Source organism: Rhizobium sp. TRM95796 (assembly GCF_025779995.1).
Lineage (GTDB): Bacteria > Pseudomonadota > Alphaproteobacteria > Rhizobiales > Rhizobiaceae > Rhizobium_E.
Genome location: NZ_JAOXHE010000006.1, coordinates 340,275 through 359,473, shown reverse-complemented (window position 1 = coordinate 359,473; position 19,199 = coordinate 340,275). Strand labels below are relative to the sequence as shown.

Here is a 19,199-nt window from a genome sequence, read left to right as displayed (position 1 = left end):
ATTGCTATCGCCGCTTCATCGCGCCGCCGCTCGCGACCAGAATGACCGCGATGATGATCAGTCCTGTCAGGATCAGGCGCGCCCCGGCGCCGAACCCATAGGTGTTGAGCATGGACACGACGAGAAACATGAACAGCGACGCCCCCCAGATGCCCGGCACATTCGAATTGCCGCCCGCCACCGCCGTGCCGCCGATCACCACCACGGCGATTGACATCAGCAGATATTCCGCGCCCATATTGAGCGCCGCCCCGCCCGAGAAGCTCGCCAGCAGGAAGCCGGCGATCGAGGCCAGCACCGCACAGAGCACATAGGTCACGAAGCGCGCGCCGTCGACCGGAATGCCGGCCATGCGGGCGGCGAAGGAGGATTGGCCGATCGCCGAGATCCAGCGCCCGTAAATGGTCTTTTCCAGCAGCAGCCAGCCGGCCACCGTCAGAAGGAAGGCGACGATCGCCACATTCGGCACGCCGCCGATATCGGAGGTCGTGAAGCTCGCGAGGCTTTCCGGCGGCTTGACGCGCAGGCCGCGGTTCGACCAGATCGCGGTCGACTGCACCACGAAGCTCATCGATAAGGTGGCGATGATCGGCGGAATGCGCAGCGCCTTGATCAGCGCGTAATTGGCCACCCCGATGGCGAGACCGCAGAGAATGGCGACGCCGAGACCCATCAGGATCGTGCCTTCGACGCCGTCCATATATTTGAGCGACAGCGTGCCGGCGAGCGTCATCGTGGCGGGCACCGACAGATCGGTATTGCCAGGCCCGAGCGTGATCACGAACATCTGGCCGAGGCCGACGATCACGGAGAAGGCCGCAAATGTCAGCGCCGCCTGTCCGAGCCCGAAGGAGCTTGCGCCGCCGGTGAACAGCGCGGTGACGATAAACACCAGGATGGTGGCCAGGAAGGACCAGATCCAGGGTCGACGGATCAAGCCGATCGCGGAGGTCATGGACGTTTCTCCCGTTTTTCGGCGCGATTGAGCAGCAGGCGCAAGCCCAGCACGATGATGAGGATCGCGCCCTGCGCGCCGATCTGCCAGTCCGGCGAGATCCGGAGGAAGGAGAGGAAGGAGCCGGCCAGCGTCAGCGTCAGCGCGCCGATCACCGCGCCGACGGGCGAGACGCGGCCGCCGACGAATTCGCCGCCGCCGAGAATGACGCCGGCGATCGACAGCAGCGTGTAGCGCAGCGCGATATTGGCGTCGGCGGAGGTCGTCAGCCCCACCAGCGCGATGCCGGAGAGAATGGCGAGCACGGCGGCGAGCGCATAGGCGCCGGCGCGGATGCCGATCACCGACCATCCCGAACGCGCCACCGAGCGGGCATTGCCGCCCACTCCGCGCACCAGCACGCCGAAGCTCGATTTCATCACCACGAGATGGGCGATGAGCGCGATCAGCACGCTCGCCACGATCGCCATGGGCACCAGCGGCGGCTTCGACGTCATCAGCCAGCGGGCCCAGTCGGGCGCCGAACCGCCCGGCGCGGGCAGGATGAGAACCGCAAGCCCGCCCCAGACGAAGCTCATGCCGAGCGTCACCACGATCGCCGGAAGGTCGCGCAGATGAATGATCACCCCCAGCGCGGCGTAGACCGCGACGGCGCCGAGGAGAATGGCGATCCCCAGCACGGGCGAGGTCTGCAGATAGGTCGCCGCGACGCAGGCCGCGAAGCTGACGAAGGTGCCGATGGACAGGTCGAGATCATTGACCGCCATCACCATCATCTGGGCGAGCGTCGCCAGCGCGATCGGCACGGCGAGATTGAACAGCAGGTTCAGCCCGACATAGCTCATGGCGCGCGGCTGCAGATAGAACACCGCCGCCAAGAGCGCCGCCAGCGACAGCGCCGGCACGATCTGGCGGATCGTGTTGGCCGAAAGGCCCATCATGCGGCTTCTCCTTCGAATGAGGCGGTCAGCACATGTTCCTCGGTCACCTCGTCGCCGGTGAGTTCGGCGGCGATGCGTCCGTCGCGGAACACATAGACCCGGTCGCAAAGGCAGATTTCATCCATCTCGGTCGAATACCAGATGAAGGTGCGGCCCGCTTCGGCTTCGCTGCGTAAGATGGAATAGACCTCCTGCTTGGTTCCGACATCGACGCCGCGCATCGGATCGTCCATCAGCACGATGCGGGCCGGCGTCGCGAGCGCCCGGGCGAACAGCACTTTCTGCTGATTGCCGCCGGACAGCGACAGAATGCCGTTGTCCATGTCGGGGGTGCGGATCTCGATGCGTTTCTTCCAGCTGTCGCCGACTGAGCGCTCGCTCCCGGCGTCGACGAAGCTCGCTTTGGACAAGCCGCCGAGCGAGGCGATCGAGAGGTTTTTGAGAATGCTCCAGAGCGGAAACGTGCCGTTCAGCGCCCGGTCGCCGGCGACGAAGGCGATGTCGCGGCCGCGGCCCGGCATCCAGTCGCTGCTGAAGGCCTTGTGCAGCGCCAGCAGCATCTCGGTCTGGCCATGGCCGCCGAGGCCGGCGAGACCGATCACCTCGCCGCGACGGGCCGAGAATGGAATGGTGGAGCCATGGCGGGCGCCAAGCGAAATGACGGTTTCGGTGTCGGCGCGGGCCGTACGGGCGCCGCGGGCATTGTCGCGCACGACGCTGCCCATGGCTTCGACGAGAGAGTTGACGCTGAAGTCATGCGTCGGACGGCTGGCGACGACGCGGCCGTCCTTCATCACCACGATGCGGTTGGAGGCGTCGAAGATTTCGCCGAGAATATGCGAGATCAGCAGCACGGCGCCGCCTTCGGAGACGAAACGCTTCACATAGGCCATCAGCTGGGCGGCGAGGCCTGCGTCGAGCGAGGATGTCGGCTCGTCGAGAATGACCAGGCGCGCAGGCTTGGAGACGCTGGTGAAGGCGATGGCGATTTCCACCATCTGCCGCTCTGCGATCGAAAGGTCGCCGACGGCGGCCGTGCAATCCACCGCATTGCCGGGGAAGATGTCCGCGAGCTTGTCTCTGACAAGCGTGAGGGCGCGGCTCCGCCAGTTCCAGCCGCCGAGATCGGCATGCATGACGCGGGTGTTTTCCGCCACCGTCAGGTTGGGGCAGAGCGACAATTCCTGGAAGACGCAGCGCACGCCGTTGTCGCGGGCCGCCGCGATGCCGCCGGCGCTGGCTGCGCCGTTATAGGCGAGCTCGCCCTGCTGCGGGCTCAGCCCGCCATTGATCACATTGACGATCGTCGATTTGCCGGCGCCGTTATGGCCGACCAGGCCGAGACATTCGCCGGGGCGGATGTCGAGATCGACGCCGTCGAGCGCGCGCACCGCGCCGAAATGAACCTTGACGCCTTTGGCGGCGACCACGGCTAAACGTTCGGCCATCATACTGATCCATTGACGAGAGACGAAAACGGCCCGGACTGAAAAGCCCGAGCCGTTGGATTGCGGCGCCTTACTTGGCGGCTTCGATCACCTTCTGGGCGTCGGCCTGGGAATATTCCACGTTTGCGACGCCGCCCTTCTGGGTGTTGGCGAGGTTCTGCTCGAGATTGTCCTGGTCGATGCGCAGGAACGGCACCACGAGGTCTTTCTTGACGTCCTTGCCGTCGAGGATCTGCTGGGCGACCCAGAAGGCGAGCGTGGAGACGCCCGGCGCGATGGAGACCGACATGGTCTCATAGCCGTTGGCGTCCTTCTGTTGCTTCCACCACTGCAACTCGTCCTCGCGATTGCCCATCACGATGGTGGGCATCTTGCGCTTGGCGGCGTCGAAGGCCTGGGCGGCGCCATAGCCGTCGCCGCCCTGGGTCACCACGGCGGCGATTTCGGGCAGGCTTGGGAGGATGCCGGCCACCGCGCGCTGGGCCACGTCCTGCGCCCAGTCGCCATGCACGGAGCCGACGATCTTGAACTGCGGGAACTGCTTGACGCCGTCATGGATGCCCGCCGAGATCTCGTCGTCGACGAAGACGCCGGCCAGACCGCGGATTTCGAGCAGATTGCCGCCTTCCGGCAGGCGTTTGGAGAGATATTCGACCTGGCTGCGACCCATTTCCTTGAAGTCGACGGCGATGCGCCATGCGCAGGGCTCGGTCACGATGCCGTCGAAGGACACGACGGTGATGCCGGCGTCGCAGGCTTCCTTGACGGCGCCGTTGAGCGCGGTCGGAGAGGCGGCGTTGATCACGATCGCGTCATAACCCTGGAGGATCATGTTCTGGATCTGCGCGGCCTGTTCGGTGGCCTGGTTTTCCGCGGTGGTGAAGGGGTCGGCGGCTGCGACCACGCCGGCCTTCACGGCTTCCTTGGTCACCTTGTCCCAGCTCGTCAGCATCGCCTGACGCCAGGAATTTCCGGCGTAATTGTTGGAGAGCGCGATTTTCTTGCCCGACGTGTCGGCCGAGGCGGAAAGCGGCATTGCGGCGGACAGCACGGCGGCTGTCGCCAGGAGTAGCGTCCTGAACGTCATCATCTTCCTCCCTGTTGAACCGGCTCCTCTCGCCGGCTTCCGGCGCCGTCCTCCCGGCGTCCGAAATAGTTCTTGCACTGAGGCCATCGCTCTCAGTAAAGCCATGATGGAGCATTCGGCGCGGCCTGTATAGGCGGTTCACGGCAGCGACCTTGCGGGAAAGCGCAGAAAATTTGCGGGATCCTGCAAGACGGACGCGCCCCTCGAAGCGCTATGTTCGGCTGGTTCGCAACCGGCGGGAGGAGAGACGCCGGCGGCAGGGAGGATTCCGCGATGCTCGACACGACGCCGCTGCTCAGCCAATATCTGACGATCTCGCGCCTGCTGGCCGGGCAGCTGGATTTCAGCTCGGCCATCCATGCGGTGGCGCAGGAAATCAGCCATATCATCCCGCATGATCACATGGATGTCTGCATCACCACGCCGGATGGTCTGTTCCATACGGCTTACGAAAGCGGCTTCGAGACCGACTGGGGCCGCAGGCCTCCGGCGCCGCTCGACGGCAGCCCGATCCGCACACTGTTGTTCGGCGAAGTCGACATGCTGCTCACCGACGACGCCTGCGCCGATCCACGCTTTCATTTCGAGGGCGCGTTCGACGGCCCCATCCTCGAAGGTCTGCTCAGGAGCCGGCTGCATGTGCCCTTGAAGGTGCAGGGCGACATCATCGGCGCCTTTTCCTGCTCCAGCCGGCAGGCGGGACTCTACAGCGTCGCCGATGTCGAAAAGGCCCGGGCCATTGCCGATCTGCTGGCTCCCTATTTCTTCGCGCTGCGCGCCGCCGACCAGGCCAAGCGCTCGGCGATCGTCGAGGCCGAGGCCCGCGCCCGCGAAGAAGGCCTGCGCCAAGGCGCGCTGAAGCTTACCGAAGCGCTGGAGGCGGAACGCCAGCGCATCGGCATGGACCTGCACGACCAGACGCTGGCCGATCTCACCCGGCTCGCCCGGCGCATGGAGCAGCTGACCCGCCAGCCGGATGTCACGGGCGAGGCGCTCGACCCGCTGTTTCGCGGCCTGCAGCATTGCATGCAGGATCTGCGCGAAATCATCGAGACGGCGCGGCCTACGGTGTTGCAGCTGTTCGGCTTCGCGCAGGCGGTGGAGAACCATCTGGAGCGCTCGACGCGCGACAGCGGGCTCGCCTTCCACTGGGAGCTGATCGACGATTCCCCCGGCGCGATCGACGCGCTCGACCAGCCGGTGGCCACCGCTCTCTTTCGCATCGCCCAGGAGGCGATCAACAACGCCATCCGCCACGCCCATGCCGACCGCATCACGGTGCGGTTGCGGCGCACCGGTCGCGCGCTGATCATCGAGGTGCGCGACAACGGCGTCGGAATTCCGCCCGCCGCCAAGCGCAGCGGCGCCGGCATCGACAATATGCGCACCCGCGCCAGGCTGATTTCGGCCCGCTTCGAGATCATGCGCAACCGCGACAATCGCGGCTCGACCGTGCAGGTCAGCCTGCCGCTCGCCGCGCGGGAGGCGGTGGAATGAAAGTCCTGATCGTCGAGGATGATCCGCTGCACCGGTCCTATCTGCATGAGGCGGTGCGGTCGGCGCTGCCGGAATGCGAACAGGTGCTGGAGGCCGACAATGGCGGGGCCGGCGAAAAGCTCGCCCGCGAGAACAAGTCCGCCCATGTGGTGATGGATCTGCAGATGAGCGCCCGCAACGGCATCGAGGCGGCGCGCACCATCTGGAAGGAGCGGCCCGACACGCGCATCCTGTTCTGGTCGAACTATGCCGACGAAGCCTATGTGCGCGGTGTCTCCCGCATCGTGCCGCCGGGCGCGGCCTATGGTTATGTGCTGAAATCCGCCTCCGACGACCGGCTGAAGCTGGCGCTGCGCAGCATCTTCATCGAGAGCCAATGCGTGATCGACCGCGAGGTGCGCGGGCTGCAGCAGAAGAGCCTGGGACACGCCAACGGCTTCACCGACAGCGAATACGAAATCCTCGTCGATATCGCGCTGGGCCTCACCGACCGCGCCATCGCCAAGCGGCGCAATCTTTCGCTGCGCTCGGTGCAGAACCGGCTGCAGCAGCTCTATGAGAAGCTCGACGTCTACCAGCCGATGACCGACAGCGAGGAGAGCCGCTTCAATCTCCGCGCCCGCGCCGTCACCGTCGCCTTCCTGCGCAAGCTCCTGAATTATTCGGCTCTGGAACGGGCCGAAGCCGAACTGGCGGAATGGCTCGCGGGCCGCTGAGCGTCACGCCCGATTGGGATAGCGCAGCGCCAGAAAGGCCGTCAGGCCCGCCACGGCGAAGATGTTGATGTTGCGCAGAGTGGCGATCTGGTCTTCCGTCCAGGGATAGAGCGGCCCGCCGGTGCGGCCATGGAACAGGACGAAGGCGACAAACAGCGCGATGGCAAGCCCGCGCTTGATGAGCGCCTCGCTCTGCCGGAACGACAGCGCGATGATCATCATGCAGGCGATGAGAAACAGTTCCGTGCCTGACGCTGCGCCGAACAGGTAGGTCTCCGCGATCGTATCGACGGCCCCGGCGATCGGCAGCGCGATCCGCGCCTGGAGGCCGTTGCGCCGGGAAAGCCAGATCACCAGCGCAAACAGCGGCGCCCCGAGCATGGTGAGGCAGGAGGTCAATGTGCCCTCGCCGACGAACCACCAGACATAGAGCGGGTAGAACGGCTTGTTGAGCAGGATCACCCAGGCGACGGTGACGCTCGCCTGGGTCAACAATGCGTCGTCAGCCGCGCCGGCCTGTTGCGGCAGGGTCATCTCAAGCGCTCGTCTGCACCGGCTTCAGCCGGTAATGGCCCACACCCCATTCCTCGCCGCCCGCATGGCCGAACAGTCCGGCGGTCGCGAGAAAGAACAGCCGCCAGCGACGCTTCCAGAGAGCGGCGTCGGCGCCATAGACATCACGGAAGATCTGATCAATCCGCGCCGCGTTCGCGTCGAAATTCTCCAGCCAATGCAGCGCCGTGCGGCGGTAGTGCATGCCCGACCAGCGCCATTCCTCGTCGATCTCGAACAGGTCGGAAAAGCGCTTGGGCAGATCATGCGCCGGCATGATGCCGCCGGTGAAGAAATGCTGGGCGATCCAGTCGGCCGGGTCGTTGTGGTCGAAGCGGTAGGAGCGGGACTTGTGGGTGAAGACGTGCAGGAACAGCCGTCCATCCGGCTTCAGCCAGCCGCGCACCCGTTCCAGAAGCGCCTGCCAGTTGGACATATGCTCGAACATTTCCACCGAAACGACCCGGTCGTAGCCGCCCTCGGGTGAGAATTCGTTCATGTCCTTGGTGATGACGGTCAGGTTCTTGAGTCCGCGCGCATCCATCTGGCCTTCGATATAGGCGCGTTGCGTGCGGGAATTGGACACTGCCGTGATGCGGGCGTTGGGGAAGGTTTCGGCCATATAGAGCGACAGCGAACCCCAGCCGCAGCCGAGTTCGAGAATGTCCTGTCCGTCCCGGAGATCCGCATGCCGAACCGTCTCGGCGAGAGCGGCCACTTCCGCCTCGGCCAGCGTGGTCGTTTCGGTGGGATAGAGACAGCTCGAATATTTCCGCCGCGGCCCGAGCGCCAGCTCGAAGAATTCGGACGGCACTTCGTAATGCTGCTCGTTGGCCTCGCCGGTATGGGTGGCGACCGGATAGTATTTCATCGAGGCGGCAAAGGCTTCTTCCTCGCTTTCCGGCGTGTCCGCCAGCCGCCGCTTGGTGCGCCCGCAAAGAAAGTCGATGCCGGCCAGCGTCAGGGTGTCGGGAAGGGCGACGCGTTCGGCCGCATTGATGGCGAGAGCGATCAGGTTCATGAGCGGGCTTCCTTGATGGCGGCTTGGGATTGACCACGGCGCGGGCCGGGAAAGAAGGCGTTGACGCGGGCCTGCAACGCCCGGAAGGCGTCGCCGCGCGAGCGCAGCATATGCGCTTCGAGCGGCGGAATGCCCGAGACATGCACGAGCAGCCAATACATCAGCGCCGGCGCCGCGAATGCGCTCAGGCCGACCGGATGAGCGCCCGAGAAATCGAGGGCGAGCAGCGGCCAAGCGCACCAGCCCAGCCATTCGAAGAAATAGTTCGGGTGGCGGGAATAGGCCCAAAGCCCGACCTCGCAGATCTTTCCCTTGCCGTGATTGTCTCTGCGGAACCGAGAGAGCTGCCAATCGGACACTGCTTCCCCCGCAATCGCGATCACGGCGACCGACAGCGCGAGGATATCGAGGAGACCGAAGGCTGCCGGATTGGCGGCCGCCGCATAGACGGCCAGCGCCAGCACCAGCGCGCACACAGCCTGCACCTGCAGGAACAGAAACAGCCGGAAGCCGGCGCGATCGCCCCATTCGTCGATGAGCGCCTGGTAGCGCGGATCCTCGCCCGCGCCTTTGGTGCGCGCAGCGATATGCAGGCCGAGCCGCAGCGACCAGAGCCCGATCACGCCGAGCGCAACCCAGCGCCGCGTCCCGTCCCCGCCTTCGGCGATGAGGGCGGCAGTGACGCCGCCGATGCCGACGGCGAAGGACCAGATGGAATCGATCCAGCCGCTCGATCCGGTGCGCCGCTGCGCCGCCCAGGCGATCGTCATCAACAGGCTCATCATGATCGCGAGGAGTATTGCGCCGGTGACAGTCATGGTCCGCCTCATGAGGCTGATGGAAATGGATTGTTTCTGTTTACGCAGCCGGCCTGCAACCGGTTCTCTCGCTGCGCATTTCGGCTTCGCCACGATCATCCGTCAAAAAATCGTCGGCGATGAAACTGTCGCGCAAGCCGCTGCGTAGACAATGGCGATGCAACCAGACTGGAGCGCAGACCCCTATGGCCTTTATGGAACGACGCCTCGGCGAAAGACCGCTGGATATCGCAGTGATCGGAACCGGGATTTCAGGGCTGTCGGCGGCATGGCTGCTCTCCCAGCGTCACAGCGTCACCGTCTACGAAGCCGCCGATCGGGTCGGCGGCCACAGCAACACGGTGGAATTCGATCATGCCGGTCAACGCGTTGCGGTCGACACCGGTTTCATCGTCTATAACGAACGCACCTATCCCAATCTCACCGCGCTGTTCAAAACGCTCGATGCGCCCAATGTCGAAACCGACATGTCCTTCGCCGTCTCCATGAACGGCGGCGCCTTCGAATATTCAGGCTCCGACCTGTTCCGGCTGTTCGCCCAGCCGTCCAACGCGTTCAAACCGCGCTACTGGCGCATGTTGTCCGACATTCTGCGCTTCTACCGAAACGCCCCGCGCGACCTGCCCGCGATGGGCGACATCACGCTGGACGACTATCTCGAGCGCAACGGCTACAGCCGCAGCTTCCGCGAGGATCATCTCTATCCCATGGCGGCCGCCATCTGGTCGACGCCGGCGCTCGATGTCGGCGATTATCCCGCCGCCTCCTTCGTGCGCTTCTGCAGCAATCATGGTTTGCTCGATGTCGTGAATCGTCCCAAATGGCGGACGGTGCAGGGCGGCAGCCGCGAATATGTGCAGCGCCTCAGCGCCGGTTTCGCCGACCGCATTCTCACCTCCACCCCGGTCGCCTCGATCAAGCGGCTGGGCGGCGCGGTCGAGATCCGCGATGCGAAGGGCGGCGTCCGCCGCTTCGACGACGTCGTCGTCGCCACTCATGCCGATCAGGCGCTGTCCATGCTCGCCGATCCCACCGAGGACGAACGTCGCCTGCTCGGCGCCTTCCGTTATTCGCGCAACGAGGCGGTGCTGCATTCCGACGCCAGCCTGATGCCGAAGCGCCGCTTCGCCTGGTCGGCCTGGAACTATCTCGCCGACAATCGCGACGGCCAGCGCGGCCTGTCGGTGACCTATTGGATGAACAGGCTGCAGCCGCTGGGATCTGCGCCGCCGACCTTCGTCACGCTCAATCCCTGCCGCGAACCGCATCCCGACAGCGTCCATCTCCGGCAGATGTATGAACATCCGATCTTCGATGTCGGCACCCAGCGCGCCCAGCAGGAATTGTGGTCGCTGCAGGGACATTCCAACACCTGGTTCTGCGGCGCCCATTTCGGCGCAGGTTTTCATGAGGATGGGCTGCAGGCCGGCCTCGCGGTGGCCGAGGATCTCGGCGGTCTCCGCCGTCCCTGGCAGGTGCAGGCGGAATCGGCTCGCATCGTGCGTCGGCCGCTGGCGCTGCCGATCAGGACGGAGGCGATGGCGTGACGCCTTTTCGCTCGGCGCTCTTTCCTGGCCATGTCACGCATCTGCGCGTCAAGCCGCGCCGGCACAGCCTCGCCTATCGCATCTATTCGCTGCTGATCGACCTCGACGAACTCGACGCGCTGGACAAAAAGCTGAAGTTCTTCTCCGTCGACCGCTTCAACCTGTTTTCCTTCCGCCGCGCCGATCGCGGCGACAGGTCGGGCCGCGATCTGCGTGGCCAGGTCGAGGCGGCCATGCGGCTGTGCGGCGTCGAACCCGACGGCGGTCGCATCACGCTCCTGACCATGCCCCGACTGCTCGGCTGGGCCTTCAATCCGCTCAGCATCTTCTTCTGCCATCGCGCCGACGGCGGCCTCGCCGCCATCCTCTGGGAGGTCGACAACACCTTCGGACAGCGCCACGCCTACATCATTCCGGTCCATGGCGACGCCTCCGGAGAGATCGAACAGAGCTGCGACAAGGCTTTTTACGTCTCGCCCTTCATGGAGATGGATCTCAAATACCGTTTCCGCGTTACGCCTCCGGACGACCGTCTCGCGGTGAAGATCGACGTGTCGGATGCTGAAGGCCTCGTATTGACCGCCCGACATCTGGCCAAGCGCGCCGAACTCACCGACGCGGCGCTTCTGAAAGCGTTTTTCATGATCCCGCTCCTCACGCTGCGCGTGGTCGGCGGCATTCACTGGGAAGCGTTGAAGATCTGGTTGAAGGGCGTTCGTCTCAGGCCGCGTCCGGCTCCGCCGGCCGACCCCGTGTCGGTGGGCGATTTGCCGGTGCAGCCGGCGGAGTGATCCGCTCCCGCCCACGCCGTCGTATGTGCGATCAAAGAGGAGAAGCGTCATGAAAGCATTGATTTCGACCCTCGCCGCGCTTGCCGCTCTGAGCGCGTCGGCCCACGCCGCCGATGACAAGCTGTTCGGCAACTGGGCCCGCGGCGACGGCAAGGCGCGCGTCAAGATCGTCCGCTGCGGCGGCGATCTCTGCGCCATCAACACCTGGATCAAGCCGGGCACCGAGGATGAAAAGACCGGCGACAAGCTGGTGATGAGCGTCAAGCCCACCGGTCCGGGAAAACTGTCCGGCACCGCCTTCGATCCGCAGCGCGACCGCAGCTACCGCATCAATCTCACCGTCAACGACACGTCCATGACCACGGAAGGCTGCATTCTCGGCGGCCTGCTGTGCAAGGGCGTCGGCTGGACGCGCATCAACTGAGGATATTTCATGGCCGCCCTGTCGATCAAAACCGCCGCCGTCGCCTATCTTTCCACCGGCATCGCCTTTGCGGTGATCGACTCGATCTGGCTGACCACCATGGCCAACCGGCTCTACCGGCCCGTCATGGGCGACATGCTCGCCGACCAGTTCCGTCTCGGCCCGGCGATCGCCTTCTACCTGATCTTCATTGCCGCCCTGGTGTTCTTCGCCATCCGCCCGGCGCTGGCGGCCGGCGATTGGAAGGTGGCGCTCCTGCATGGCGCTTTCTTCGGCTTCGCCGCCTACGCCACCTATGATCTCACCAGCCAGGCCGTGCTGCGCAACTGGTCGACCTTGCTGACCATCGCCGATCTGGCTTGGGGCACCTTCCTCTCCGCATCTTCCGCCGTCATCGGTTATAAGGCGACGCGGATGCTGACTGGGATCTAACCCCCTTGCGTCCTCGCGCAGGCGATTGCATGTTTTGCAGATGCGACGAGCTCTGAGCGCGATGGGTATTTATGCAAAGCGAGCGCTGGCCGGTTTAGCGCTGGCCTGCCTGTCCATAAACGCGGCTTCCGCCGCCGAAAAAGCCTGCGATCCCTATGCCGTCAGGGTGGCGACTGACCCCGTTCCCTATCAATGGCCGCACGGCCTGAAACGCGCCGACCAGCTCATCGCTCAGCCGCCGGCGCGCGCCGACATCGTGCTTTTCGGCGATTCCCTGCTCGCCAACTGGCCCGAGGATCAGATCCGCCGGCAATTCGGCGCGCGCCTGGTGTGGAACGCCGCCGTCGGCGGGGCCATGACCCAGCATGCGCTGTGGCTGCTGGAGCGCATGCAGGGCCGCGCGCCTCAGGCTTTACGCGTCGTGCTGCTGGTCGGCACCAACAATCTCACTTATGACTACATGCCGCCCTGCGCCATCGCCGCCGGCATTCGCAAGGTTGCCGAGAAGGCGCTGGTCGTCTGGCCGAAGGCGCGGCTCGATCTCGTCGCCGTGCCGCCGCGCGGCGCGGATTTCCGGTTCCGCGACGTCGACCGCAAGGCCCTCAACGCCGAACTCGCCGCCTGGGCAGCCGGTCGTGACCGCATGCGTTTCGTCGAAATCGATACGGCCCGGCTGACCTGCTCGGCCGGCGACGCGCCGTCGGACCCGAAGCGCCCGACCTGCGGCAACTATGCCGACGACTACGGCCATTTCCGTCGCGCCGGTTATGAGGTGATCTTCTCGGCTCTCGCGCGCTGAACGTGCTCAGTGCAAGACGATCTCGCCGTCGATCCGCCGCCATTCGTTGGGACCGATCAGCCGTTTGTGGCTGTAGCGGACCGAATGCAGCGCCCCATCCAGTTTCTTCTCCCAGAAGTCGAGGAATTTGCGCATCTGCGGGAAATCGGGGGCGAGATCGTAATCCTGCCAGAGATAGGTCTGCAGCACGGATCTGAAATCGGGCATTCGGTAGAGAATATGGGCGGTGGTCAAACCATACCCTTCCATTTGAAGGGTGAAGTCATGCGTAGCCTTCATGCGGTTTCCCTCTCATGGTCAACGCAGAAATTGTGCCACGCGGGAGGCGAATTGCAATAGAAAAATGACAAAAGACCGTTATAAATCATGTTGTTAGCAGCCATTTTGCGCGAGTGCTGATTTTTTTGATTCCTCCCTCTTGAAAACGAAAAACCGCAAAACCAGATTTTTGCGCGTCGGACGCCGGGAGCGGGTCCGACGCCCCGTCCGGTCCTCCGCCGGTCCGGGCGAGGGGAAAGCAAGCATTGTGTTTGTCCAGGAGGAAAACATGAAGTTCAGACCGTTGCATGATCGTATCGTCGTTCGTCGCGTCACGTCCGAGGAGAAGACCAAGGGCGGCATCATCATTCCCGACACCGCCAAGGAAAAGCCGCAGGAAGGCGAAGTTCTCGCCGTGGGTCCGGGCGCCCGCAACGAGCAGGGCCAGGTCGTGGCGCTCGACGTGCGTGTCGGCGACCGCGTGCTGTTCGGCAAGTGGTCGGGAACCGAAATCAAGATCGACGGCGAAGAGCTGCTGATCATGAAGGAAGCCGACATCATGGGCGTCATCGTGACCCCCGTGGCGGAAAAGAAGGCCGCCTGATCGCCTCATCCCAAATTCCATACAGTCATAAACTGCTGCCTATGAAGGAGTGACCCATGGCTGCGAAAGACGTGAAATTCAACACCGATGCGCGCGAGAGAATGCTGCGCGGCGTCGACATCCTCGCCAATGCGGTGAAGGTGACGCTCGGTCCCAAGGGCCGCAATGTCGTGATCGACAAGTCCTTCGGCGCGCCGCGCATCACCAAGGACGGCGTGTCGGTCGCCAAGGAAATCGAACTCGAGGACAAGTTCGAGAATATGGGCGCGCAGATGCTGCGCGAAGTCGCCTCCAAGACCAATGATCTCGCCGGCGACGGCACCACCACCGCGACCGTTCTCGCCCAGGCGATCGTGCGCGAGGGGGCCAAGGCCGTCGCGTCGGGCATGAACCCGATGGATCTGAAGCGCGGCATCGATCTGGCCGTCGACGCGGTGGTCAAGGATCTCAAGGCAAATGCCCGCAAGATCTCCAAGAATGAGGAAATCGCCCAGGTCGGCACGATCTCGGCCAATGGCGACGCCGAAATCGGCCGCTATCTCGCCGAGGCCATGGAGAAGGTCGGCAATGAAGGCGTGATCACGGTGGAAGAGGCCAAGACCGCCGACACCGAACTGGAAGTCGTCGAAGGCATGCAGTTCGATCGCGGCTATCTCTCTCCTTATTTCATCACCAATCAGGACAAGATGCGCGTCGAACTCGACGATCCCTATATCCTGATCCATGAGAAGAAGCTGTCGAACCTGCAGGCCATGCTGCCCGTGCTCGAAGGCGTGGTGCAGTCCGGCAAGCCGCTGCTGATCATCGCCGAAGACGTCGAGGGCGAAGCGCTGGCGACGCTGGTGGTCAACAAGCTGCGCGGCGGTCTCAAGGTCGCCGCCGTCAAGGCGCCGGGCTTCGGCGATCGCCGCAAGGCCATGCTGGAGGACATCGCCATCCTCACCGGCGGCACGGTCATTTCGGAAGATCTCGGCATCAAGCTGGAAAATGTCACGCTCGCCATGCTCGGCCGCGCCAAGAAAGTCTCGATCGAGAAGGAAAACACCACGATCGTCGACGGCGCCGGCTCCAGGACCGAGATCGACGGCCGCGTGAGCCAGATCCGCGCCCAGATCGAGGAAACCACCTCCGATTACGACCGCGAGAAACTGCAGGAGCGCCTCGCCAAGCTCGCGGGCGGCGTTGCGGTGATCCGCGTCGGCGGCTCCACCGAAGTCGAGGTCAAGGAGAAGAAGGACCGCGTCGACGATGCGCTGCACGCCACCCGCGCAGCCGTCGAGGAAGGCATCCTGCCGGGCGGCGGCGTCGCGCTCCTGCGCTCCGTCAAGGCGCTGGACGGTCTTGCGACCGCCAATGACGACCAGCGCGTCGGCATCGACATCATCCGCCGCGCCATCGAAGCCCCGGTGCGCCAGATCGCGGAGAACGCCGGCGCCGAAGGCTCGATCATCGTCGGCAAGCTGCGCGAAAAGTCCGACTTCTCCTATGGTTGGAACGCCCAGACCGGCGACTATGGCGACCTCTTCGCCCAGGGCGTCATCGACCCCGCAAAGGTGGTGCGCACCGCGCTCCAGGACGCCGCCTCCGTGGCCGGTCTCCTGATCACCACCGAAGCCATGATCGCCGAAAAGCCGAAGAAGGAAACCGCTCCCGCCATGCCCGCCGGCATGGACTACTGATCGGACGGACGATGCGCCCCTTCGCCACACCGGCGAGGGGGCTTCATTTCATTGTAATCGCCTCCTCCGTCCTGCACCGCCCCTCATCCCTCTGCCGGGACCTTCTCCCCGCGCCTGCGGGGAGAAGGAGGATGTGGCAATGTCGGCGCTCCATCGCCCTTCTCCCCGCAGGCGCGGGGAGAAGGTGGCGGCAGCCGGATGAGGGGCAGCGCACGCCGTCAACCGCAAACGGAACCCTCACCATCGTCTTGCTCGGGCCTGTCCCGAGCCTCTGCAACGCTTTGATTTTGCTCGCTGCCTCAGATCCTCGGCACAAGGCCGAGGATGACGACGAGGAAGGGGGAAACCCCCTCTCCAACCCCTCCCCACAAGGGGGAGGGGCTTGCGCTGCCTCACCCTCCAAACCCAAGCGACCTCTCCTCCGCTAGGCTGAACTGTGGGACGCCGGCGGCAGACCTGGGTTAAGCCCCTCCCCCTGTGGGAGGGGTGGGGGAGGGCCTTCCTCAAAAAATCACCCTCCCGAAAATATTTTCATCCCCCACCCTCCCACGCCCCTTATCCTTGTCTCGTCCCATTATCGGCTACACCGCGAGGCGTCGCGGCGAGATGGGGCCGGCGCTGGGGAAAGGGGGACGACGTGAACTCCCTTTCTCCGGGGCTTCGAGAAACGACGACCCCCGAAGACTGGGGACCTGGGCGTGAAAGCGTCCCCCCAGGGTGGCGTCTCGAAAGGGACGTTACAGTAAGGCCCGCTTTAGAGGCGGATTACCCGCAGGCTCGACCTGCGGCGACGAGCGTCAAGTTCGAGGCACAAACCGCCGAATGCGGGGCGCGACGAGCGTCATTAAAACTAAACAAACGAGGCGTTCTTCGCGCCCCGGCCGAGCCCGCATGGGCGAAGCGAGACAATGACGGACAACTCCGGGCGTGATGACGCGGCGGAGCGAAGATCCGCGCCCGCTCTTTGAACCGAGCTCGATTTTGAAGACGATAAAGCGGCGCAACACCGACGTGATCGCCGTCATGCCGCGCCGCATTCATAATGCCGCTTAAGCCCTGACCTCTTCCAGTTCGATCAATGTCCCGAAGAAGTCCTTGGGATGCAGAAACAGCACCGGATTGCCATGCGCGCCGATCTTCGGCTCGCCGCCGCCGAGCACGCGGGCGCCCGCCGCCACCAGATGATCCCGCGCCGCCTTGATGTCTCTGACCTCGTAGCAGATGTGATGCATGCCGCCATCGGGATTTTTAGTCAGGAAGGCGGCGATCGGCGAAGCCTCGCCGAGCGGCTCCAGCAGTTCCACCTTGGAATTCTCGAAACTGACGAAGACCACGGTGACGCCGTGCTCCGGCAGCGCCTGCGGCTCAGAGACTTTGGCGCCGAGGCTGTCGCGATAGCGCGCGACCGCCACGTCCAGATTGGGCACGGCGAGCGCGATATGATTGATGCGTCCGAGCATGGCAGGTCCTATTCGTTGCGTAATTTGCCTTCGGCGAGGTCGAGCACGGCGCGGGCCGCATCGACCACATTGGCGCCAGGGCCGAACACGGCGGCGACGCCGGCGTCATAGAGGAACTGATAGTCCTTGCGCGGAATGACGCCGCCGCAGACCACGATGATATGGCCGGCGCCCTTGGCTTTCAGATCCTCGACCAGTTCCGGCAGCAACGTCTTGTGCCCGGCCGCCAGCGACGAGACGCCGACCACGTCGACCCCCTTTCCGATGGCGAGATCGGCGGCTTCCCCCGGCGTCTGGAACAAGGGGCCGGCGACCACGTCGAAGCCGATATCGCCGAAGGCCGAGGCGATGACTTTGGCGCCGCGATCATGGCCGTCCTGGCCGAGTTTGGCGACGAGGATGCGCGGCTTGCGACCCTGTCTTGCCACATGCTCCGCCAGCCGGCTGGCGATCTGCCGGTATTCCGGATCCTCGGCGCTCGCGGGGCCATATATGTCGGAGACCACTTCCGGAACCGCCTCGTAATCGCCGAAGACGCGGCGCATCGCGTCGGAAATCTCGCCGACGCTGGCCCGCGCCCGCGCCGCATCCACGGCGGCGGCGAGCAGATTGCCTTGACCCGATCTGGCGACCTGTTCGAGCGCGGCAAGCGCCGCTTCGCAGGCCTTGGCGTCGCGCAACTGCCGGGTCTTTTCGAGCCTTCGGATCTGCGCCTCGCGGACGGCGCGGTTGTCGATGTCGAGCGTGTCGATATCGGCTTCCTCGGCGAGCCGGTATTTGTTGACGCCGACGATCACCTCTTCGCCGCGATCGACCGCAGCCTGCCTACGGGTGGCGGCCTCTTCGATCAGCCGCTTGGGCAGGCCGGTTTCGATCGCCTTGGTCATGCCGCCGAGGCTCTCGACCTCCTCGATCAGCGCCCAGGCCTTTTCCGCCAGCTCCGAGGTCAGGCTTTCGACATAATAGGAGCCGGCCAGGGGATCGACGACCTTGGTGACGCCCGTCTCATGCTGCAGGATCAACTGGGTGTTGCGGGCGATGCGGGCCGAAAATTCCGTCGGCAGCGCGATCGCCTCGTCGAAGGAATTGGTGTGCAGCGATTGCGTGCCGCCCAGCGCCGCCGCCAGCGCCTCATAGGCCGTGCGGATGATATTGTTATACGGGTCCTGCTCCTGCAGCGACACGCCCGAGGTCTGGCAATGGGTGCGCAGCATCGACGATGACGGCTTCTTCGGATTGAACTCCGCCATGATCCGCGACCAGAGCAGCCGCGCCGCGCGCAGCTTGGCCGCCTCCATGAAGAAATTCATGCCGATGGCGAAGAAGAAGGACAGCCGCCCTGCGAATTCGTCGACATCGAGCCCCTTGGCCAGCGCTGCGCGCACATAGTCGCGGCCGTCTGCCAGCGTGAAGGCCAGTTCCTGCACGAGCGTCGCTCCGGCCTCCTGCATGTGATAGCCGGAGATCGAGATCGAGTTGAATTTCGGCATTTCCCGCGCCGTATATTCGATGATGTCGGCGACGATCCGCATCGAGGGCTCGGGCGGATAGATATAGGTGTTGCGGACCATGAACTCCTTGAGAATGTCGTTCTGGATCGTGCCCGACAGATCGGCCCGCGCCACGCCCTGTTCCTCGCCCGCGACGATGAAACTGGCCAGAATCGGGATCACGGCGCCGTTCATGGTCATCGACACCGACATGTCCTGAAGCGGGATCTTGTCGAACAGGATCTTCATGTCCTCGACGCTGTCGATCGCCACGCCCGCCTTGCCGACATCGCCTGTGACGCGCGGATGGTCGCTGTCATAGCCGCGATGGGTGGCGAGATCGAAGGCCACCGACAGGCCCTTCTGCCCGGCCATGAGCGCCTTGCGATAGAAGGCGTTGGATTCCTCGGCGGTCGAGAAGCCGGCATATTGCCGGATCGTCCAGGGCCGGCCGGCATACATCGTCGCGCGAGGGCCGCGGGTGAAGGGCGCGAAGCCGGGCAGGGAGCCAAGATGGCCGAGATTTTCGACATCCGCTTCGGTGTAGAGCGGCTTGACGTCGATGCCCTCGGGCGTCTTCCAGGTCAGCGTCTCGGGCGAGGTCTTGAGTTCGCGCTCGGCGAGTTTTGCCCAGTCGGTAAGCGTCTTGGTGTCGGTCATTGGGCGATCCTCTTTGTCAG

General features: G+C 64.5%; 19 protein-coding genes. 9 read left to right on the top strand and 10 right to left on the bottom strand.

Going from position 1 to position 19,199, the window contains the following annotated elements:
- Window positions 1–4: 4 nt before the first annotated feature.
- The 4 genes from OCK01_RS15785 to OCK01_RS15770 form a co-directional block, all read right to left on the bottom strand.
- Window positions 5–955 (bottom strand): ABC transporter permease, encoded by a 951-nt coding sequence (locus OCK01_RS15785; RefSeq protein ID WP_263824749.1) that lies wholly within the window; start codon window positions 953–955, stop codon window positions 5–7.
- Window positions 952–1,893, bottom strand: a complete 942-nt coding sequence (locus OCK01_RS15780; RefSeq protein WP_263824863.1) for an ABC transporter permease — start codon at window positions 1,891–1,893, stop codon at window positions 952–954. Before OCK01_RS15780 ends, OCK01_RS15785 begins: the two co-directional genes overlap by 4 nt.
- A complete protein-coding gene (locus OCK01_RS15775) occupies window positions 1,893–3,353 on the bottom strand; it encodes a sugar ABC transporter ATP-binding protein (RefSeq protein ID WP_412179022.1) in 1,461 nt (486 codons plus the stop codon). Before OCK01_RS15775 ends, OCK01_RS15780 begins: the two co-directional genes overlap by 1 nt.
- 61 nt (window positions 3,354–3,414) lie before the next feature.
- A complete protein-coding gene (locus OCK01_RS15770) occupies window positions 3,415–4,431 on the bottom strand; it encodes an ABC transporter substrate-binding protein (protein WP_182827573.1) in 1,017 nt (338 codons plus the stop codon).
- A gap of 273 nt (window positions 4,432–4,704) precedes the next feature.
- On the opposite strand from OCK01_RS15770, the gene OCK01_RS15765 reads away from it, so the two are divergent.
- A complete protein-coding gene (locus tag OCK01_RS15765) occupies window positions 4,705–5,928 on the top strand; it encodes a GAF domain-containing sensor histidine kinase (RefSeq protein ID WP_263824747.1) in 1,224 nt (407 codons plus the stop codon).
- Window positions 5,925–6,644, top strand: coding sequence for a response regulator transcription factor (locus OCK01_RS15760; RefSeq protein WP_263824746.1), 720 nt, complete (start codon window positions 5,925–5,927; stop codon window positions 6,642–6,644). Before OCK01_RS15765 ends, OCK01_RS15760 begins: the two co-directional genes overlap by 4 nt.
- A 3-nt stretch (window positions 6,645–6,647) precedes the next feature.
- On the opposite strand, the gene OCK01_RS15755 is transcribed toward OCK01_RS15760, so the two are convergent.
- The 3 genes from OCK01_RS15755 to OCK01_RS15745 are packed head-to-tail and all read right to left on the bottom strand — an operon-like array spanning window position 6,648 to window position 9,035.
- Window positions 6,648–7,178, bottom strand: coding sequence for a hypothetical protein (locus tag OCK01_RS15755; RefSeq protein WP_263824745.1), 531 nt, complete (start codon window positions 7,176–7,178; stop codon window positions 6,648–6,650).
- Window position 7,179: 1 nt separating this feature from the next.
- Window positions 7,180–8,217 (bottom strand): SAM-dependent methyltransferase, encoded by a 1,038-nt coding sequence (locus OCK01_RS15750; protein WP_263824744.1) that lies wholly within the window; start codon window positions 8,215–8,217, stop codon window positions 7,180–7,182.
- Complete coding sequence (locus OCK01_RS15745) at window positions 8,214–9,035, bottom strand: DUF1295 domain-containing protein (RefSeq protein WP_263824743.1); 822 nt, start codon at window positions 9,033–9,035, stop codon at window positions 8,214–8,216. The genes OCK01_RS15750 and OCK01_RS15745 overlap by 4 nt, the downstream gene beginning before the upstream one ends.
- Window positions 9,036–9,220: 185 nt before the next feature.
- Between OCK01_RS15745 and OCK01_RS15740 the strand changes: the two genes are divergently transcribed.
- The 5 genes from OCK01_RS15740 (at window position 9,221) to OCK01_RS15720 (ending at window position 13,028) form a co-directional block, all read left to right on the top strand.
- Window positions 9,221–10,582, top strand: a complete 1,362-nt coding sequence (locus tag OCK01_RS15740; RefSeq protein ID WP_263824742.1) for an NAD(P)/FAD-dependent oxidoreductase — start codon at window positions 9,221–9,223, stop codon at window positions 10,580–10,582.
- Window positions 10,579–11,373 carry a DUF1365 domain-containing protein gene (locus tag OCK01_RS15735; RefSeq protein WP_263824741.1) on the top strand — a complete coding sequence of 265 codons (795 nt, stop codon included), beginning with the start codon at window positions 10,579–10,581 and terminating at the stop codon, window positions 11,371–11,373. Before OCK01_RS15740 ends, OCK01_RS15735 begins: the two co-directional genes overlap by 4 nt.
- A gap of 49 nt (window positions 11,374–11,422) precedes the next feature.
- Complete coding sequence (locus OCK01_RS15730) at window positions 11,423–11,797, top strand: DUF2147 domain-containing protein (protein WP_182827568.1); 375 nt, start codon at window positions 11,423–11,425, stop codon at window positions 11,795–11,797.
- Window positions 11,798–11,821: 24 nt separating this feature from the next.
- The gene (locus tag OCK01_RS15725) at window positions 11,822–12,229 is read left to right on the top strand and encodes a DUF2177 family protein (RefSeq protein ID WP_263824862.1); all 408 of its coding nucleotides are present in this window, start codon (window positions 11,822–11,824) and stop codon (window positions 12,227–12,229) included.
- Between the two features lie 61 nt (window positions 12,230–12,290).
- The gene (locus OCK01_RS15720) at window positions 12,291–13,028 is read left to right on the top strand and encodes an SGNH/GDSL hydrolase family protein (RefSeq protein WP_263824740.1); all 738 of its coding nucleotides are present in this window, start codon (window positions 12,291–12,293) and stop codon (window positions 13,026–13,028) included.
- A 6-nt stretch (window positions 13,029–13,034) separates the two neighbouring features.
- Here OCK01_RS15720 and OCK01_RS15715 read toward each other — a convergent pair whose 3' ends face one another.
- Complete coding sequence (locus OCK01_RS15715; protein WP_182827566.1) at window positions 13,035–13,307, bottom strand: usg protein; 273 nt, start codon at window positions 13,305–13,307, stop codon at window positions 13,035–13,037.
- Window positions 13,308–13,575: 268 nt separating this feature from the next.
- On the opposite strand from OCK01_RS15715, the gene groES reads away from it, so the two are divergent.
- Together groES and groL are read left to right on the top strand one after the other, a co-directional pair.
- The gene (groES, locus tag OCK01_RS15710; RefSeq protein ID WP_263824739.1) at window positions 13,576–13,890 is read left to right on the top strand and encodes a co-chaperone GroES; all 315 of its coding nucleotides are present in this window, start codon (window positions 13,576–13,578) and stop codon (window positions 13,888–13,890) included.
- A gap of 56 nt (window positions 13,891–13,946) precedes the next feature.
- The gene (gene groL / locus OCK01_RS15705; protein ID WP_263824738.1) at window positions 13,947–15,569 is read left to right on the top strand and encodes a chaperonin GroEL; all 1,623 of its coding nucleotides are present in this window, start codon (window positions 13,947–13,949) and stop codon (window positions 15,567–15,569) included.
- Window positions 15,570–16,618: 1,049 nt separating this feature from the next.
- Here the strand turns inward: groL and mce are convergent.
- Together mce and scpA are read right to left on the bottom strand one after the other, a co-directional pair.
- Entirely contained in the window at window positions 16,619–17,029 is a 411-nt protein-coding gene (mce, locus tag OCK01_RS15700) for a methylmalonyl-CoA epimerase (protein ID WP_263824737.1), read from the bottom strand.
- 8 nt (window positions 17,030–17,037) lie between these two features.
- Complete coding sequence (scpA, locus tag OCK01_RS15695) at window positions 17,038–19,179, bottom strand: methylmalonyl-CoA mutase (RefSeq protein WP_263824736.1); 2,142 nt, start codon at window positions 19,177–19,179, stop codon at window positions 17,038–17,040.
- Between the last annotated feature and the right edge of the window lie 20 nt (window positions 19,180–19,199).

What these genes read in the sequence shown, in the direction of transcription:
- OCK01_RS15785 (WP_263824749.1), bottom strand. Translation starts at nt 955, where the DNA reads ATGACCTCCGCGATCGGCTTGATCCGTCGACCCTGGATCTGGTCCTTC.
- OCK01_RS15780 (WP_263824863.1), bottom strand. Translation starts at nt 1,893, where the DNA reads ATGGGCCTTTCGGCCAACACGATCCGCCAGATCGTGCCGGCGCTGTCG.
- OCK01_RS15770 (WP_182827573.1), bottom strand. Translation starts at nt 4,431, where the DNA reads ATGACGTTCAGGACGCTACTCCTGGCGACAGCCGCCGTGCTGTCCGCC.
- OCK01_RS15765 (WP_263824747.1), top strand. Translation starts at nt 4,705, where the DNA reads ATGCTCGACACGACGCCGCTGCTCAGCCAATATCTGACGATCTCGCGC.
- OCK01_RS15760 (WP_263824746.1), top strand. Translation starts at nt 5,925, where the DNA reads ATGAAAGTCCTGATCGTCGAGGATGATCCGCTGCACCGGTCCTATCTG.
- OCK01_RS15755 (WP_263824745.1), bottom strand. Translation starts at nt 7,178, where the DNA reads ATGACCCTGCCGCAACAGGCCGGCGCGGCTGACGACGCATTGTTGACC.
- OCK01_RS15750 (WP_263824744.1), bottom strand. Translation starts at nt 8,217, where the DNA reads ATGAACCTGATCGCTCTCGCCATCAATGCGGCCGAACGCGTCGCCCTT.
- OCK01_RS15745 (WP_263824743.1), bottom strand. Translation starts at nt 9,035, where the DNA reads ATGACTGTCACCGGCGCAATACTCCTCGCGATCATGATGAGCCTGTTG.
- OCK01_RS15740 (WP_263824742.1), top strand. Translation starts at nt 9,221, where the DNA reads ATGGCCTTTATGGAACGACGCCTCGGCGAAAGACCGCTGGATATCGCA.
- OCK01_RS15730 (WP_182827568.1), top strand. Translation starts at nt 11,423, where the DNA reads ATGAAAGCATTGATTTCGACCCTCGCCGCGCTTGCCGCTCTGAGCGCG.
- OCK01_RS15720 (WP_263824740.1), top strand. Translation starts at nt 12,291, where the DNA reads ATGGGTATTTATGCAAAGCGAGCGCTGGCCGGTTTAGCGCTGGCCTGC.
- OCK01_RS15715 (WP_182827566.1), bottom strand. Translation starts at nt 13,307, where the DNA reads ATGAAGGCTACGCATGACTTCACCCTTCAAATGGAAGGGTATGGTTTG.
- groES (WP_263824739.1), top strand. Translation starts at nt 13,576, where the DNA reads ATGAAGTTCAGACCGTTGCATGATCGTATCGTCGTTCGTCGCGTCACG.
- groL (WP_263824738.1), top strand. Translation starts at nt 13,947, where the DNA reads ATGGCTGCGAAAGACGTGAAATTCAACACCGATGCGCGCGAGAGAATG.
- mce (WP_263824737.1), bottom strand. Translation starts at nt 17,029, where the DNA reads ATGCTCGGACGCATCAATCATATCGCGCTCGCCGTGCCCAATCTGGAC.
- scpA (WP_263824736.1), bottom strand. Translation starts at nt 19,179, where the DNA reads ATGACCGACACCAAGACGCTTACCGACTGGGCAAAACTCGCCGAGCGC.